Source organism: Dialister succinatiphilus YIT 11850 (genome assembly GCF_000242435.1).
Lineage (GTDB): Bacteria > Bacillota > Negativicutes > Veillonellales > Dialisteraceae > Dialister > Dialister succinatiphilus.
Window position 1 is genome coordinate 344,180 of record NZ_JH591188.1, and the last position, 16,836, is coordinate 361,015.

13 protein-coding genes are annotated in these 16,836 nt (G+C 50.0%); 11 read left to right on the forward strand and 2 right to left on the reverse strand.

The genetic code is table 11. The annotated features are described in order from the left end of the window. Positions 1 to 142 precede the first annotated feature (142 nt). The 3 genes from lon to HMPREF9453_RS07045 all read left to right on the forward strand — a co-directional run bounded on the left by lon (position 143) and on the right by HMPREF9453_RS07045 (position 3,681). Positions 143 to 2,467 carry an endopeptidase La gene (lon, locus tag HMPREF9453_RS07035; protein ID WP_008859866.1) on the forward strand — a complete coding sequence of 775 codons (2,325 nt, stop codon included), beginning with the start codon at positions 143 to 145 and terminating at the stop codon, positions 2,465 to 2,467. Between the two features lie 82 nt (positions 2,468 to 2,549). Then, positions 2,550 to 3,191, forward strand: a complete 642-nt coding sequence (yihA, locus tag HMPREF9453_RS07040) for a ribosome biogenesis GTP-binding protein YihA/YsxC (RefSeq protein WP_008859867.1) — start codon at positions 2,550 to 2,552, stop codon at positions 3,189 to 3,191. A 1-nt stretch (position 3,192) separates the two neighbouring features. After that, positions 3,193 to 3,681: a hypothetical protein gene (locus HMPREF9453_RS07045; protein WP_040380146.1), complete on the forward strand. Its 489-nt coding sequence runs from the start codon at positions 3,193 to 3,195 to the stop codon at positions 3,679 to 3,681. 235 nt (positions 3,682 to 3,916) lie between these two features. On the opposite strand, the gene HMPREF9453_RS07050 is transcribed toward HMPREF9453_RS07045, so the two are convergent. Beyond that, positions 3,917 to 5,008: an SLC13 family permease gene (locus HMPREF9453_RS07050; protein ID WP_008859869.1), complete on the reverse strand. Its 1,092-nt coding sequence runs from the start codon at positions 5,006 to 5,008 to the stop codon at positions 3,917 to 3,919. Between the two features lie 728 nt (positions 5,009 to 5,736). Between HMPREF9453_RS07050 and HMPREF9453_RS07060 the strand changes: the two genes are divergently transcribed. Next, positions 5,737 to 6,987: a pyridoxal phosphate-dependent aminotransferase gene (locus HMPREF9453_RS07060; protein ID WP_008859870.1), complete on the forward strand. Its 1,251-nt coding sequence runs from the start codon at positions 5,737 to 5,739 to the stop codon at positions 6,985 to 6,987. Between the two features lie 90 nt (positions 6,988 to 7,077). Further along, a complete protein-coding gene (locus HMPREF9453_RS07065; RefSeq protein WP_008859871.1) occupies positions 7,078 to 8,607 on the forward strand; it encodes an alanine/glycine:cation symporter family protein in 1,530 nt (509 codons plus the stop codon). A 52-nt stretch (positions 8,608 to 8,659) separates the two neighbouring features. On the opposite strand, the gene HMPREF9453_RS07070 is transcribed toward HMPREF9453_RS07065, so the two are convergent. Further along, positions 8,660 to 9,331, reverse strand: coding sequence for a DUF4405 domain-containing protein (locus tag HMPREF9453_RS07070; RefSeq protein ID WP_222859644.1), 672 nt, complete (start codon positions 9,329 to 9,331; stop codon positions 8,660 to 8,662). 230 nt (positions 9,332 to 9,561) lie between these two features. Here HMPREF9453_RS07070 and HMPREF9453_RS07075 point away from each other — a divergent pair, with 230 nt between their 5' ends. From HMPREF9453_RS07075 to HMPREF9453_RS07100, 6 genes are all read left to right on the forward strand, one after another. Further along, entirely contained in the window at positions 9,562 to 10,809 is a 1,248-nt protein-coding gene (locus tag HMPREF9453_RS07075; protein WP_008859873.1) for an O-antigen ligase family protein, read from the forward strand. 516 nt (positions 10,810 to 11,325) lie between these two features. Continuing rightward, positions 11,326 to 12,873 carry a succinate CoA transferase gene (locus HMPREF9453_RS07080; protein WP_008859874.1) on the forward strand — a complete coding sequence of 516 codons (1,548 nt, stop codon included), beginning with the start codon at positions 11,326 to 11,328 and terminating at the stop codon, positions 12,871 to 12,873. A 280-nt stretch (positions 12,874 to 13,153) separates the two neighbouring features. Further along, a complete protein-coding gene (locus HMPREF9453_RS07085; protein WP_008859875.1) occupies positions 13,154 to 14,815 on the forward strand; it encodes an acyl-CoA mutase large subunit family protein in 1,662 nt (553 codons plus the stop codon). A gap of 64 nt (positions 14,816 to 14,879) precedes the next feature. Next, entirely contained in the window at positions 14,880 to 15,278 is a 399-nt protein-coding gene (locus HMPREF9453_RS07090; RefSeq protein WP_008859876.1) for a cobalamin B12-binding domain-containing protein, read from the forward strand. 117 nt (positions 15,279 to 15,395) lie between these two features. Further along, the gene (gene meaB, locus HMPREF9453_RS07095; RefSeq protein WP_008859877.1) at positions 15,396 to 16,334 is read left to right on the forward strand and encodes a methylmalonyl Co-A mutase-associated GTPase MeaB; all 939 of its coding nucleotides are present in this window, start codon (positions 15,396 to 15,398) and stop codon (positions 16,332 to 16,334) included. 19 nt (positions 16,335 to 16,353) lie between these two features. Then, the gene (locus tag HMPREF9453_RS07100; RefSeq protein WP_008859878.1) at positions 16,354 to 16,806 is read left to right on the forward strand and encodes a VOC family protein; all 453 of its coding nucleotides are present in this window, start codon (positions 16,354 to 16,356) and stop codon (positions 16,804 to 16,806) included. Positions 16,807 to 16,836 lie beyond the last annotated feature (30 nt).

Here is a 16,836-nt window from a genome sequence, read left to right on the forward strand (position 1 = left end):
TGGGTTCCCTTCTATTTACAAAAGAGAAATCAAGGATTGATAATTCCTTAATAAAATAAGGAATTCATGCTCTTCCATGTGTTACAATAAACTGGGGAAACTGTGCAGACATCATAGTTTCCCCAGTATGGAGGAATTATATATGAGTGAAACAAAAACAGAAAACAATGGACTCACCCTGCCGCTGGTACCGTTGAGGGACATTGTGGTTTACCCGAAAATGACGGTAAACCTTGATATAGGCAGGAAAGATTCGGCCGATGCCGTGCGCCTTGCCAGCAGGGGCGACCGCTACATCGTAACGGCCCTGGAAAGACAGGGGGACCCATCTGGAGATGACGTATATCTCACAGGCACAGTGGTGAAAATCAGCCAGATGCTCCAGCTCCCCGGCGGGCTGGTGCGGGTGCTGGCAGAAGGGGTATCCCGGGTGAAAATCCTTTCCTATGAAAAGGACAGCCGCTGCCTCATGGCCCAGGTGGATGACCTGGAAGAAATCATGCCCGATGATGAACTGAAGGCAGAAGCATACAGAAGGACTATTTTAAAATCCTTCTTCGAATGGCTCAGAAACACAAAACAGGGTCTTCCTGATGAACAGATGGATCAGCTCAAGCAGATTACGGACCCCGGCGAAACGGCGGACTTCCTTTCTGCCCAGCTTCTCCTTACGCCCCGGCAGCGCCAGGACGTACTGGAAGAAACGAATGTGATGGACAGGCTCCGCCTGGTTCACCACCTGCTGGACCAGGAAATCCAGATCGGCCGGCTGGAAGCGGAAATCAACGGTGACGTGCGGGCCAAAATGGACAAGGAACAGCAGGACTATTACCTGCGTCAGAAAATCAAGTCCATCCATGACCGCCTGGGTGATACGGTAAGCCAGGAACAGGAAGCCGAAGACTACCGGAAAAAGCTGAAAGAATCGGGCATCCCTCAGGAATTCAAGGCCAAAATCGGAAAAGTCATCGACCATCTGGCAGCCATGCCGCCTATGATGGCGGAAACGGCAGTGGCCAGAAACTACCTGGACTGGATTTTCAGCCTGCCCTGGAATAAAGAAAGCCAGGACAAACTGGATTTGAAGGAAGCCAAGAAACTGCTGGACCATGACCATTACGGCCTCACCAAAATCAAGGAAAGAATCCTGGAATACCTGGCAGTCCGTGTGCTGGCACCGGATGCCAAGGCTCCCATTATCTGCTTCGTAGGACCTCCAGGTGTAGGCAAGACCTCCCTGGCCCAGTCCATTGCCAATGCCATGGGACGGAAGTTTGCCCGCATTTCCCTGGGCGGCATTCACGATGAAGCGGAAATCCGCGGCCACCGCCGCACCTACATCGGGGCCATGCCTGGACGGTTCATTGAAGCCATTGCCCAGGCCAAAACGAAGAATCCCCTCATTCTGCTGGATGAAATCGACAAGGTAGGCGCCGATTTCCGGGGCGACCCGGCATCGGCCCTGCTGGAAGCCCTGGATCCGGAACAGAACAAGGCTTTCCACGACAATTATATCGATATTCCCTTTGATTTATCGAAGGTATTCTTCCTGGCCACTGCCAATACGGTATCCACCATCCCGCCGGCCCTTCTTGACCGCATGGAGCTCATCGAGCTCACGGGCTACACGGAAGAGGAAAAGGTGAAGATTGCCAAACAGTACCTCATTCCCCGCCAGATGAAGAGAAACGGTCTCAAGGCAAAGGATATCCGTTTCACGGATCTCCTCATCCGCCGAGTCATCGAAGGCTATACCAGAGAGGCGGGCGTCCGGGAACTGGAAAGGACCATTGGATCCCTCTGCCGCAAGGTGGGCAAGAAGATGGTGTTGCAGGATGACAGCCTTCCATCTCTCAATGCGAAAACCCTGGAAAAATACCTGGGCCCTGTGAAATTCATGCCCATGGCGGAAGAACATCCCGATGCTGTGGGACGGGTCAACGGTCTGGCCTGGACCATGGCAGGCGGCGAAGTACTGGATACAGAAGCGGTCACCATCAAAGGCAAGGGCAATCTGATCCTTACGGGACAGCTGGGCGATGTAATGAAGGAATCCGCCGAAACAGCCTATACCTACATCCGCAGCCGGGCTAAACAGCTGGGCCTGAAGGATGATTTCTACGAAACCCTGGATACCCATATCCATCTGCCCGAAGGAGCGGTGCCTAAAGACGGCCCTTCCGCTGGCGTGACCATGGCTACTGCCATGGCCTCTGCCTACACCGGACGGAAAGTGAGAGGCGACACGGCCATGACCGGCGAAATCACACTGACCGGCGAAGTCCTTCCCATCGGTGGCGTCAAAGAAAAGGTGCTGGCAGCCAACCAGTTTGGCATCAAGCAGATTCTTCTCCCTGAAAAGAACAGGCGGGATCTGGAAGAACTGCCTGCATCGGTGAGAGATAAGCTCCATTTCGTATATGTGAAGAATGTGGATGATGTGCTGAATCACGCCCTGGTGAAATAAGCCATTATCAGGGGAAGTGCTGTTCGTCAGGCAGCAGCCCCTTTCAGTGAATCCGGACAACCGGCAGCAAGGAGGCAAGCCTGTGTCAGAAATTAAAAAAATGGATGAATTTCATATATTTTCTTCCGCCTATGTCCGGGCGGCAGTGAACCGCAGCCAGTATGTGAACGACGGAAAGAAGGAAATCGCCTTCATCGGACGGTCCAATGTGGGAAAATCATCCCTCATCAATTCTCTCTGCGGCAGGAAGAAACTGGCCTTTGTCAGCCGGGAGCCGGGGAAGACCAGAACCATCAATTACTATGCTATCCAGTCCAGAAGGATGGAGAATGAAGAGGAAGTGCGGCAGGACTGGTACCTGGTGGACCTGCCGGGGTACGGCTTTGCCAAGACAAGCCAGCAGAACAAGGACAGCTGGTCTGCCTTCATTGCAGATTACCTGGAACATTCCCCCAGTCTCCAGATGATCGGCCTTTTAATCGATCTCCGCCATCCCGGCCTTCCCATCGACATGAAGGCCTATGAATGGCTCCGTTCCATTGCCCCGTCCCTCCAGATCATCGGGACCAAAGGGGATAAGCTGAAGCGGAATGAACTGGTGAAGAATAAAAAACTTCTGGAAAAATATTTCCCTGGAGACTTCCCGCCCATTGCCTACTCTGCTCTCACCGGAGAGGGCCGGGAGGAACTGCTGAAGGTGATTGAAGGAAAGATATGTGACTGATATGAAAAAGACAGTTTTCCTCACCGCCCTGCTGGCGGCAGCGTCTATCACAGGTTTTGCCTATAATCTGTACGCTCCGAATTCCTTTGATTCCGTAAGCCCTAAGTCCTGGGACTACAGGACCGTGGAAACCCTGTGCCGGGAAGGGAAAGCCCCTTCCTATACTGCCGATTTCTTCAGCCGGGGCAGCATGACCCGCTATGAACTGGCCAGCGTGATTAAGGATATGCTGGAGCACCATAACGAAAAGGACAAAGATCATGAAAGTCTGATGAAACTGAAGAAGGAATACACCCGGGAGCTGGAAGCCCTGGGATACAGAGAAGAAAAAAAGATTCCCGAAGGAAAACCGATGCTGGAAATGAGCGGAGACGGAAGAATCCGCTATAACAGTGACGGAGACGCTGACGGAAGAGTCCGGGTCAATACCCGGTGGCGCATCGGTGATGATACTACCATCAATGCCGGCGGTACAAAGAATGTAAAATAAAAAAACGCGATACCATGGTAATCCATGGCATCGCGTTTTTTGGTGCGGGCTGGTGGGGACTGGGGAATAGGAACCGGGGAGTGGAGAGCGGGGGTCTGGCCTGCCCGTAAAGGCGCTTTCTTTTTGCTGCCTGACCGTATCTTCGGACTGGCAGGGGCGTTAAAACCAAGAATCCCTTTCCACAACCGGCCCGGGTCAGCAGGCCATAACCCGAAGGAAGTCCCTCTGCCCTTTCTTAATACACCATCACATACCACAGGATGAGCACTGCCAGAAGGAGCAGGTTGTATAGAGAAAAGAGGGCCAGGTACTCCTTTTTGGAGACGGCAGGAATATGGGTATAGGCTTTGAAGGAAATGAGGCTGGCCATGGAAGCAATGAGGGTGCCCAGGCCGCCCACATCCACACCCAGGAGAAGGGGCGCCCAGTTTTCCGTATAGGGAGAAAGCATGACCGTGGCCGGCACATTGCTGATAAATTGGGAGAGGAGAAGGGATATCCAGAACTCATGGCCCCCTATGGTCTGCCGGGCCCAGGTGCTGAGGATGTCCAGGCGTCCCAGATTTCCGACAGCCATGAAGAGAAGGGAAAAGAGGAGAAGCAGCTTGTAATCCACCTCCCAAAAGGCCTTCCGATCCAGGAAAATCATGGCCGGCACCACCACCGCCATGACGAGGGCAAGGGGAATCAGACGAAGAACATGAAGAACACAGAGGAGGAGAAGGAAAAGGAGAAAGAGGGACTTCTTCCTTGGCAGTTCCATTTCCCTGGAAGGCAGGGAAGAAATGACGGTTTCCGGGGAAAGCCGTCCTGCCAGATACAGAAAAAAGCCGCTGATGAAGACCACCGGCGCTGTGGTCGATAGAAAATCAGACAGGGGCAGATGGAAGTATTCATAGATGAAAAGATTCTGCGGATTTCCTATGGGTGTCAACATGCTGCCCATGTTGGCAGCTATGGTTTCCAGCGTAATCAGTGGAATCAGAAGTGACCGCTCATGGATTTCAATAAAAGTGGAAATGGAAAAGGGAACAAAGATAATAAGGGATATATCATTGGTTATGACCATGGACGAAAAGAAGCAGGCACCGGTAAAGAAACGGGCCAGCTGCCGCACCGTGACTTTTCCGTCAAAAAAATGAAGGCAGAGAGCCCTGGGAATGCCCCATTTTCCGATTTCCGCCGTAATGGTCATGAGACAGAACAGGATGCCCAGCAGATTCCAGTTTATGCTTTCCCAAAGAAGGGCAGGGGAGAAAGGCACAAAAAGCCCGGTGGCCAGAGCCAAAAGGGCGGCCAGCAGCAAATCGGTGTATTTTTTTATCATGAAAAGCCTCCGCAGGAATAAGATGTCTTTTTATTATAATGGAAATGGGACTGGCGGGGAATGGGGAATGGAGACTGGAGATTAGGGAATGGGAGGACTTACCGCTGGCCGTGGGACTGTATTCCCGAAAGAGGTCATAGACCTCAGACTATCAGACTTCAGACTTTGGACGGCATGGACTTCATGTATCACTCCGGCGTTTCCCCTTTCCTGCGAAACGGGAAAGGAGAGAAACGCCGCGGCCAATCAGCAGAATGCTCATCATGCCAAATGACGCAGAAAGGTAAATCCGTAACGCTGACTTTATACTTATTTCCCGAAGGGCAATCCACAACCCTCGGCCCGAAGGGCCGTCAAACTTAAGAACCCTCGGGCCCGAAAGGGCCAGTCAATCTTAAGAACCGTTCCCTTCACAACCCTTCTACACAACCTGCGGCGCCAGCCGCGCCCCTTTTTTATAAAACTTGCGGCGGAGCCGCTACCACCACCCTTTGAACCTTTTGAACCTTCTTAACCCTTTAAACCCTCACACCGAAGGTGTGTCCAATGCCGGGGTGCCCTTTCTTTTTCTGTATCCATGGATTATAATAAAGTCGTCAAATTCATAAGAAAAATGGGCAAGGGAGCCTGTGGCACTATTTTGCCGCGGGCTTTTTCATTGATTTGCTTTATTTTTCCATGTTCAGGAAGAAGGCTTTTCTTCTTTCTTATTTCAAGGAGGATTTTTTATGTTCAGTGTGGCAGCACCTCATGCAAAAGGAAAATGTGCAGAAGATAATATTTTCGCAGCCAATAACAGAGCCATTGCGCTGGCGGAAAAAATCGGCAACGATCAGGTGGTGAACGGAACCGTTGGTTCCATTCTGGATGAAGATGGAAACCTGGTGGTGCTGGATGTGGTGAAAGAAGCACTGACAAAGCTGAGTCCGAAGGAAATCTGTGCCTATGCACCTATCCAGGGGTACCGGAAGTTCCTGGATGATTGTATTGATCAGTGCTTTGGCGAATCCAGACCGGAAGGATATATTGATGCCTGCTCTACGCCTGGCGGTACCGGGGTGCTCCATCATGTAGTTCACAATTATACGGAACCGGGCGATGAAGTACTCATTACGGACTGGCACTGGGGGGCTTACGACAGCCTGATTGATGACAATAACCGCAGGGTGAGAAGTTTTTCCTTCCTTACGGAAGAGGGACACTTCAATGCGCCTGCCTTTAAGGAAGCAGTGGAAGACATCCTGAAGAACCAGGATAATATCGTCATCATTCTGAACGGTATTGCCAATAATCCTACGGGCTACTGCATGTCTGTGGCTGAATGGCAGAAAGCGGTGGATATACTGAAAGACGCTGTGGCAGACGGCAGAAAGAATGCCATCCTGGTTCCCGATGTGGCTTATCTGGACTACAGCGGGGAAAAACAGGAATGCCGGAAATTCTTCAAGGTCTTTGGCGGGCTGCCGAAGAATATTCTGGTGGTCTGCGCCTACACCCTTTCCAAAGGATTTACCATGTACGGCCAGCGCATGGGTGCCATGATCGGTATTTCTTCCGATAAGGATGTAATTAAGGAATTCGTAGACATTAACCAGTACAGCAGCCGTGCTACCTGGTCCAACTGCAACAGTGCAGCCCAGAATGCCATGATTCATATCTGCGAAGATCCGGATAAAATCCGCCAGCTCGATGAAGAAAGAGCCCGCTATTTCAAACTGATTCAGGAAAGGGCTTCCATCTTCATGAAGGAAGCCAGAGAAGAGGGCGTTAAATTTGTACCTTATATTTCCGGTTTCTTTATCACCATCCCTGTGACCAACTCCCAGGCTGTATGTGATGATTTGGAAAAGCAGCATGTCTTCCTGGTACCTTTAAAGAAAGGTATCCGTCTGGCTGTTTGCTCCATATCCCGTGAAAAGATGAAGGGGCTGGCCCATAAGCTGGCTCTGGCCATCAAGGCAGCAGGGGCCAGACAGTAAGTTTCGAGCGTTTCTCAGCATCATTCGGGGCCGGTCATGGTATGGGGATCATGACCGGCCTGTCTGGTATTTACGAAAGGAGAGAGGAATATGGAGAACTTATTTGCCGCCCTCAATGCGGTGCTGAGCTTTGTCACTCCGGTTTCCGACTTTTTCTGGGATTTTCCAAAAATGTTCAGTTTCTGGAAGAATATTCCCCTGCTGGGATCCTTCTCACTGGCAATTATCGTACTGGTGGGTTCCGGCATTTACTTTACCATCCGCCTGGGCTTTATCCAGGTGAGGCTGTTTTCCGTGGGCGTTCATACGCTGGCTTCCAGAAGAAGCATTAAGGCGGGCATATCTCCGCTGGCTGCTTTCCTCCTCAGTACGGCCATGCGGGTAGGACCGGGCAATATGATCGGTGTTACCGGTGCCATTGCTGCCGGCGGTCCGGGGGCTCTGTTCTGGATGTGGGTTTCCGCCTTCTTCGGCATGGCTACCGCCTTTACGGAAGGAACGCTGGCCCAGATTTTCAAGGAAAAAAGAGGAGATACCTTCGTAGGAGGTCTTCCCTTTTATGCCAGAAAGCTCTGCGGCAACAAGGTGTGGGTGGGCACCATCCTTTCACTGGTGTATATCGTATATGCCCTCATGTGCCTGCCTGCCCAGGGGTTCAACGTGGTTACCTCGGCCGGCGCCATCGCAGGACTTGCACAGCATATCCAGATACCGGTGCAGTCTACTTTCTATTATGTGGTTTCTGTGCTGGTGATTCTCCTCATGGCTTTTATGGCTTTCGGCGGTATCCGCCGTGTGTCCCGCTGGGCAGACGTGCTGGTACCGGTGATGGCTGTCATTTATGCAGTCACCGCGCTGCTGTTGATTCTTTTCAATGTGGACAGTGTGCCCTATTTCTTTAAGGCCGTGTTTGAAGGGGCCTTCAAGCCGGAAGCCGTTTTCGGCGGATTTCTGGGGACCGCCCTTCTTCAGGGCGTCAAGAGAGGACTCATGTCCAACGAAGCCGGCCAGGGCACCATCACCATGGCTGCCGCTTCCGCTGAAGCCCGTCATCCCTGTGAACAGGGCATTATTTCCGCTCTGGGCGTTTTTCTGGATACCCATGTGATCTGTACCATGACCGGTTTCATCATCGTCATGGCCCATGAATGGGCACTGGATCCTGCGGCCTGGAAAGCCGCAGGCACCTATGGGAAATTCCTCTTTTCGGTGAACGGCCTGGCGCCGGAAATGCTGCAGGTGATGGTGCAGATCATGGTTTCCATCTGCTTCTGCCTCTTTGCCTATACCTGCGTAATCGGCTTCGTTTCCTTCTCTGAAATTTCTGCCAATCGTATTTCCTCGTCCAAAGGTTTCATCAATTTCATCCGCTGCCTCTGTGTTTTTGTGGCAGCCTTCGGCATTGCCTGCAACATTGCAGGCTACGACCTGTCAAACCTCTGGGCTTTCTCCGATTTGGGAAATATCATCATGGTATACTGCAACGTACCTATGCTTTACCTGGGGCTGAAATATGTAATCAGAGCGGCCCGCCATTATTCCGATGGCCATAGGGACTCCTTCGAATCGGAAAAGGTGCTGGGTATCAGGACAGCCTATTGGAATGGGGAAGAAAAATAAGGCATGAAAAAAGACTGTGAAGAAATGATTTCCATTTTTTCACAGTCTTTTTTTATGTTCTGGCAGGTCTCCGCTTTCTCTGCCTGAAAAACTTCTGTACATAATAGGCCCCTGTCGCATAGAGGGACATAATCAGAAGATGGCCGAATGTGAAAGTCCAGAGGGTCACGGGGATGCTTCGGGCATTGGGAATGCGGAGAAGAAGGAGCCGGCTCCCCAGGCTGTAGTAAAAGGAGAAATAAATGCCACCGGCGGTGAGAAGAATGACAAGCACTTTGTAGAGAATGGCGCGATGGGGGATTTTAGAAAATCCCATTCCCTTCTCCAGCCGGGGAAGAATGGCGCTCCAGTGAAGTCCCAGATGGAATCCCAGGGCAATGACCATGACATAGCCGGCCACATGATGAATCTGGTGAGCCAAGAGAGGGGCTTTCTGCATTCCTGTGGGGAGGGTATGGGATATCATAAACCCGCTTGCCATGACGGCGGCAAAGGAACCAAGAAGCAGCAGGTCTGCGAGGAAGGTCAGTTTCCTGTCCGTGTTCCATCGGCCCCGGGTAAGGGAAGCATACCACTGCCTGTTAAACCAGGTGTGAAGAAGAAAAAGAAGAAAGAAAACAAGGGCCAGCGTTTCATGGCCGAAATTCCGGACCAGCCGGTAATCCAGAAGGACAAGGAAGGAAATCAGCATTCCCAGGTCCACAGTCAGACGTTTGTTCATCATAACCTCCATCAAAGGACATATCTTCGGTTTCGTATATTTTCTATCTATGTCCTATTGTATCATGAAAAGAAAAACGAAAGCAAAAGGCACGGGGCCTGGCCTTTTTTATTTTCTCTGCCCCGTGAATCCCGCCGCCCCTGTATATTCTCTCGTTGCTACCGGCGGCGGGGTCTTATATAATAAAAGAAATAAAGCTCTAAAATCACCGATTTCATATACCGGAGGAATCAATGGGGAAAGTTTCTGCAAATGGTCTCTGTTCGAAGCAGCATATCCTGCATCTGCTGTATGCTACACTTTTTCTGCTGCCCTTAAATCCCTTTCTTTTTTATATCACCCTTCTTCCTGCCATAGGGGCATGGATCTATAACTGGAAGAGGCAGAAAGAGGTGGGGCTTTCTCTTCCGCCTTTATGGCAGATGGGGGCTGTTTTCCTCCTTTGCTCCTTCCTTTCTGCCTTTGTATCTAAGAACACCGCCTTTTCTCTGATGAACTGGGCACTGCAGCCTCTCATGTATGGTCTGCTGTATCTTCTGATTTATACCACCGTTTCCACGGAGAAAGAAAAGGAAAAGGCCTTGTATGCTTTCCTGGCAGGGGCGGTGGTCACCGTGGCCTACGGCTTCTTCCAGTATGCCAATGCAGCGGGAATGGCGGCGGATATGGAAGCCCAGAGCTGGGTGGACCCGGAACGGTTTCCCCTCCTTCGGCGTCGCATGTACTCTACCCTGGAAAACCCCAATCTTTTTGGCGCCTATCTGCTGATGATGATCAGTATCCTCACCGCTTTTACCTTGAGAGAGAAGGCAGTGAAACGGAAAACTGTCTTTGCAGGGATTCTTCTTGCCCTCCTTCTCTGCTTGGCTCTCACCTATTCCCGGGGAGCCTGGGTGAGCCTGGCAGCCATTGTGCTGGGGCTTACTCTTTTTTATGACAAAAGATTCGGATTCCTCTTCCTTCTGGTGCCGGTGGTGCTGGCCTTCTATCACGGTCAGGTAGTGGAACGGTTCCTTTCCCTCTTCTCCGGCGAAGATACATCAGTGGACCTCCGCTTCGCCCTGTGGGAAAGTACGGTGGCCATGATTGAGGAACATCCGCTTCTGGGCGTAGGCTGGGGGACCTATTTTCTTGCCTATCCCGATTATAATTTTTTCATTCAGGAAGAAGGAGTGCTCATCTTCCATGCCCATAATATGTACCTGAATATGCCGGCGGAAGTAGGCATCCCCGGCGGACTGGCATTCCTTGGCGCCTTCTTTGCCCAGGGCATCCTGTGCTGGAAAAATTACCGCCATGGAAAGGACAGCTTCACCAAGTCCATGGGCCTTGGCGGCGTGCTCATGGTCATGGCTCTCTCTGTCATCAGCATGGGGGACCATGTCCTCTTCAGCCGGTCCGTATCCTTCTGCTTCTGGTCTCTGGCCGCCCTCTGCGTTTCCTGCGGAAAAAAAGAAAATGGCAGGAAGGCAGAGGCTTAGCGGGCGGCATCCGGCGGCGGGTTAGTTCTTTTCCTGATTCATATATGATTTTGACGAAACCCATAAGTTTCAATACACAGGTCGTCTAAGTATATAAATAGACATATCTCCATTAAATTCACGTCAATTAATAGAAACATCTGTAAACATGGAGTTATAGGTCACGCAATTCATAATTTGTCTAATAGGAATTATCTATAACGGGTACAAGGGAATTTGTAAGGCAAATAGTACATTTTTGGGGTTTTCATGAGGAAAAGTGTGTTATAATAATACTGGTGATTGAATGAACCAAAATGCAGTCAGCAAAATCTTACGATTGGAGGGTTTGGTCTTGTGATTATAGTATTACACTTTACGGGCATACATAATCTTAAGATAAACTCATACCACAAGGATTAGGCGACTGTTTTTTTACGGGTAAAAAGTTCTGCGGCAATGCTGAAGCGAGTAATCAGGTTTTGCGGCTGCGGACTTTTATATAATTTATTTTTCATATTTGGGAGGATGATAGTAATGATCGACACCAATGATAGTGAATTCCTTAGCAGAATTGAAGACAAAGGTCTTCTCTCCAAGGTATGCGATGCCAAGACTGCAGCAAAAATGTTCAATCCTGGCGATATCATCGGTATTTCCGGATTTACCCCCTGCGGCTATCCGAAGATTACAATGCATGAACTCGCAGAACGCATGAAAGAAACTCCATTCCAGGTTGATATCTGGACCGGCGCTTCCACCGGTTCCCAGATCGATACCGAACTGGTTGCTGTAAACGGCATCAGAAACCGTATGCCTTATCAGACCAATGCCAACCTGAGAAAAGCTATCAATGCAGGCAAGGTAAACTACTACGATCTGCACCTGTCCCATGTTGCACAGCAGGTACGTGCCGGCTTCTTCACCAACGTGAAGGGTGAACACGTAACAGGCCCGGATTTTGCAGTAGTTGAAGTCTGCAAGATCGGACCGAACGGCGAACTTTATCCGACAACCGCTATCGGCAACTCTCCGGTATATGTTGACACTGCAAAGAAAGTCATTGTAGAAGTCAACACCACCCAGCCGCTGGACCTGGTAGGCATGGCTGATATTTACATGCGTAAGAATCCGCCATTCTGTGAACCAATTCCGATTCTCCATGCAGGCGACCGCGTAGGCACCCCGTACATCCCCTGCGATCCCTCCAAGATCGTTGCCATCGTTCCATGCGATATGCCAGATGTAACCCGTGCACTGGCTCCGCTGGATGATGACGCAGAAGCTATGGGCAACAACCTGGTAGACTTCCTGAAGAATGAAGTGAAACACGGAAGACTTCCGGAAAACCTCCTGCCTCTGCAGTCCGGCGTAGGCAACGTAGCAAACGCAGTTATCCACGGCCTCGTTGAATCTGATTTCCAGAACCTTTCCGTATACACCGAAGTTATTCAGGATGGCATGGTCGACCTGATTGATAAAGACAAGATCGACATGATTTCCGGTACTTCCCTGTCCCCATCCCCGGATGGACTGAAACGCTTCTATGCAAACATTCAGAAGTACAACAAGAAGATCGTTCTTCGTCCGCAGGAAATTTCCAACAACGGTGAAGTTGTTCGTCGTATCGGCGTTATCGGCATGAACACCGCTCTGGAAATGGATATTTACGGTCATGTAAACTCCACCCATGTAACAGGCACCAAGCTGATGAACGGTATCGGTGGTTCCGGCGACTTCGCCCGCAACGCATTCCTGTCCTGCTTCTTCTGCCACAGCACCACAAAGGGCGGCAAGATTTCCGCTGTTGTTCCGATGTGCTCCCATGTTGACCACACCGAACATGATACCCATGTATTCATTTCCGAACAGGGCGTTGCAGATGTTCGCGGCCTGACCCCGAAGGAAAGAGCAAAGGTTATTATCAACAACGTTGCTCATCCGTCCTTCAGAGATCAGCTCATGGACTACTACGAAAGAGCATGCGCTGCCTGCGGCAACAGCCAGACCCCGCATCTGCTTAAAGAAGCTTTCAAATTCCATGAAAGCCTGGCAGAAACCGGAGATATGCATTTCAAGAAATAATTTGATTTGCTTTTAATACTTTACAAATAATCCAAATATTGTATAATTACCTATGGTGATAGCTGTCTAAGACAGTGTCATATACATGGGTCTCGCAAGAGTCCGAAAGCTGCTGCAAGAAGATTCAAACGATCGCTGCGGCAGCGAAAGGCTTTGCGGAACCCTGACGGAAGACGTCCCTCACAGGAGAACAAGAAGAGCACAAAGCCACGGTTTCCCGGAAAAGGGGATACACTTCCAGATAGTTACATACTTACTTTTTTAGGAGGAAGATGAACTCATGTCTAACGAATCCCTGAAAGCTAAACTTGATGCCTACAATGCAGAATATGCAAAACAGGTTGCAAAACATCCGGAAAGAGTTGGTCTGAAACATAAGAACCTGTACACACCACTCGATCTTGACGGTTTCGACTATGAAAAAGACCTCGGTTTCCCGGGCGAATATCCATATACCCGTGGCGTACAGCCCACCATGTACCGTGGCCGTCTCTGGACCATGCGTATGTATGCTGGTTTCTCCACCGCTGAAGAATCCAACAAACGTTATAAATACCTGATTGCTAACGGCGGCACCGGCCTGTCTGTTGCATTCGACCTTCCGACCCAGATCGGTTATGACTCCGACGACAAAATGTCCGCTGGCGAAGTTGGTAAGGTAGGCGTAGCTATCGACTCCCTCTACGATATGGAAAGACTGTTCGATGGCATTGATCTTGGCAAAGTTTCCACTTCCATGACCATCAACGCACCGGCTTCCGTACTGCTGGCTATGTACATTGCAGTAGCTGAAAAACAGGGCGTTCCTGCATCTGCACTTCGCGGCACCATTCAGAACGATATCCTGAAGGAATACGCAGCTCGCGGCACCTACATTTTCCCGGTTAAACCGTCCATGCGTCTGATTACCGATATCTTCGAATACTGCTCCGCTAACGTACCGAAGTGGAACACCATTTCCATTTCCGGCTATCATATCCGTGAAGCTGGTTCCACCGCTGCTCAGGAAGTTGCATTCACCATTGCTGATGGTATTGCTTACATCGAAGCAGCTCTGAAAGCAGGCATGAAGATTGATGAATTCGCTCCACGTCTGTCCTTCTTCTGGAACGCTCACAACAACGTACTCGAAGAAGTTGCTAAATTCCGTGCATCCCGTCGTATCTGGGCTAGAATCCTGAAAGAAAGATTCCATGCTGAAAACGCAAAGTCCATGAAACTCCGTTTCCACACCCAGACCGCAGGCTCCATGCTGACAGCTCAGCAGCCGAACAACAACATCATCCGTGTTGCTCTTCAGACCGCAGCAGCAGTTATGGGCGGCACCCAGTCCCTGCACACCAACTCCCGCGATGAAGCACTGGCTCTTCCGACCACTGAATCTGTAACCATCGCTCTTCGTACCCAGCAGATCGTGGCTTACGAATCCGGCCTGGCTGACGTAGTTGATCCGCTCGGCGGCTCCTACTATGTTGAAGCAATGACCAACGCTATCGAAGAAGAAGTTATGCAGTACATCAAGAAGATTGATGAAATGGGCGGCGCTGTAGAAGCTATTGATAAAGGCTACATCCAGAAAGAAATTCAGGATTCCGCTTATGCTTGGCAGATGGCTGTTGAATCCGGCGAAAGAACAATCGTTGGCGTCAACAAGTTCACCATGGAAGAACCGCCGGTTACCGGCCTGCTGAAGATTGATGCTTCCGTTGGCGAAAGAAAGAAAGCTCAGCTCGCTAAAGATAAGGAAAACCGTGACCAGGCTAAAGTTGCTGAAGAACTGGCTAAACTTGAAAAAGCAGCTCAGACTCCGGCTGAAGGTCCAGATCATGTTAACCTTATGCCAGTCATCCTCGACTGCGTACGTGCATACTGCACCGAAGGCGAAATCTGCGGCGTTCTCCGTAAAGTATTCGGCGAATACAAACCGCACAACACCCTTTAATCTTAGGGCAGCCTGAAGCAAGAGAATCTTACATTACTGAACATATTTCTGGAGGTAATTTACAATGGCAGACAAACGTATCAGAGTACTCGTAGCTAAACCGGGTCTTGATGGACACGATCGTGGTGCAAAAGTTATTGCCCGTGCACTTCGCGACGCAGGCATGGAAGTTATTTACACCGGTCTTCGTCAGACCGTTGAACAGATTGTTGAAGCAGCAGATGCAGAAGACGTTGATGTAGTAGCTCTGTCCCTGCTCTCCGGCGCTCACAACACCCTTTTCCCGGAAGTTGTAGAAGCACTGAAAGCTAAAGGAATGGGCGACGTTCTGGTTATCGGCGGCGGCGTAATTCCGGAAGACGATATCCCAGGCCTTGAAAAAGCTGGCGTAAAAGCTATCTTCACACCTGGCACCCCAACAAAGAAAGTTATTGACTTCATTAAAGAAAACGTTAAGAAATAATCAGCCTGTAGCTGTTATTGACTGACGTTTGGTAATTTAGCTGCTAGGGACTGGACTAATACCCAGCCCCTTGCAACTATATTATTTCTCTTTACTCTTCGAAAAGGCGGTGTATCCATGGAATTCTCAATGAAAGATTTTTGGAATGGAAACAGACGTGCCTTAGCGAGAGCAATTACCATCGTTGAAGACGAACGGGATGGATTTGAAGATATCATGAAAGATATCTATCATCATACCGGTCGTGCACAGGTCATCGGTATCACTGGTGCACCTGGTGCGGGTAAGAGCACACTGTCAGATGCCCTGATCAAGAAATACCGTGCTCAGGGTAAGACCGTAGGTATCGTAGCAGTCGATCCTACCAGTCCGTTCTCCGGCGGCGCCATCCTTGGCGACCGTATCCGTATGAACGACCTGACCTTGGATAAGGGTGTTTATATCCGTAGTATGGGCACGCGAGGCAGTCTCGGCGGACTTTCCCGCAAGACAGCTGATGCGGTAAAACTGATGGATGCTTTCGGTCTCGATGTTATTTTCATCGAAACAGTAGGCGTAGGACAGTCAGAAGTCGATATCGTCAAAAATGCGGATACAACACTTGTTGTGCTCGTACCTGGACTTGGTGACGATATTCAGGCTATTAAAGCAGGTATCCTCGAAATTGGTGATGTATTCGTCATCAATAAATGTGACCGTGATGGCGCAGATCGTCTGAATGTAGAAATCGAAATGATGCTCGATCTGGGCGAAGCCCAGAACTGGCGTCCTCCGATTGAAAGGACGATTGCGAACAAAGACCAGGGTGTAGATGATGTAGTAGCAGCCCTGGGCGATCATCGTAAGTATCTGGAAGAATCCGGCGTTCTTGATGAAAGAAGACGCGACCGGGCTCGTTCCGAAATGCTTGAGATGATTCACGACCGCATTTCCCGTCATATTGAAGAAACCATCTCCAAGACGGGTGAATTTAGTGACTACGTGGAACAAGTCTTTGAACGGAAAACTGATCCGTACACAGTCGTTGATTCCATTGTGGGCAAAATATTCAAATAATTTTAAAGGAGGAGTTATTATGGCATTCAAAGTTTTAACTGTCGATCATGTTGGCGTAGCTGTTAAAGATCTCGCAAAGATTAAACAGCAGATGAAAGACATTTTCGGACTTGAACCTTCTCTGCCGGATGAAACCGTTGAAGAACAGCATGTAACCACAAGCTTCTTCAAACCATCCGCTCAGACCGAAGCTTGCGAACTCGAATTCCTGGGTTCTACCACTCCGGACGGCCCGATTGCTCGTTTCATTGAAAAAGCAAACAACGGCAAGAACGGTTTCCAGCATGTTGCTCTTCGTGTAGATGACATCGAAGCTGCTCTGGCTGATCTGCAGGCTAAAGAAGTTCCGCTCATCGACAAGAAGTTCCGTGTTGGTGCAGGCGGCTGTCATATTGCATTCTTGCATCCAAAGGCAACTGGCCTTCTGCTTGAACTGACAGAACGCCCCGGCGGCCCATCCTTCAAGAAATAATTTGAACGATGGCATATGACTTGCCCATTT

Coding starts and splice junctions, on each gene's coding strand:
- lon (WP_008859866.1), top strand. CDS start 143: ATGAGTGAAACAAAAACAGAAAACAATGGACTCACCCTGCCGCTGGTA.
- HMPREF9453_RS07045 (WP_040380146.1), top strand. CDS start 3,193: ATGAAAAAGACAGTTTTCCTCACCGCCCTGCTGGCGGCAGCGTCTATC.
- HMPREF9453_RS07050 (WP_008859869.1), bottom strand. CDS start 5,008: ATGATAAAAAAATACACCGATTTGCTGCTGGCCGCCCTTTTGGCTCTG.
- HMPREF9453_RS07060 (WP_008859870.1), top strand. CDS start 5,737: ATGTTCAGTGTGGCAGCACCTCATGCAAAAGGAAAATGTGCAGAAGAT.
- HMPREF9453_RS07065 (WP_008859871.1), top strand. CDS start 7,078: ATGGAGAACTTATTTGCCGCCCTCAATGCGGTGCTGAGCTTTGTCACT.
- HMPREF9453_RS07070 (WP_222859644.1), bottom strand. CDS start 9,331: ATGATGAACAAACGTCTGACTGTGGACCTGGGAATGCTGATTTCCTTC.
- HMPREF9453_RS07075 (WP_008859873.1), top strand. CDS start 9,562: ATGGGGAAAGTTTCTGCAAATGGTCTCTGTTCGAAGCAGCATATCCTG.
- HMPREF9453_RS07080 (WP_008859874.1), top strand. CDS start 11,326: ATGATCGACACCAATGATAGTGAATTCCTTAGCAGAATTGAAGACAAA.
- HMPREF9453_RS07085 (WP_008859875.1), top strand. CDS start 13,154: ATGTCTAACGAATCCCTGAAAGCTAAACTTGATGCCTACAATGCAGAA.
- HMPREF9453_RS07090 (WP_008859876.1), top strand. CDS start 14,880: ATGGCAGACAAACGTATCAGAGTACTCGTAGCTAAACCGGGTCTTGAT.
- meaB (WP_008859877.1), top strand. CDS start 15,396: ATGGAATTCTCAATGAAAGATTTTTGGAATGGAAACAGACGTGCCTTA.
- HMPREF9453_RS07100 (WP_008859878.1), top strand. CDS start 16,354: ATGGCATTCAAAGTTTTAACTGTCGATCATGTTGGCGTAGCTGTTAAA.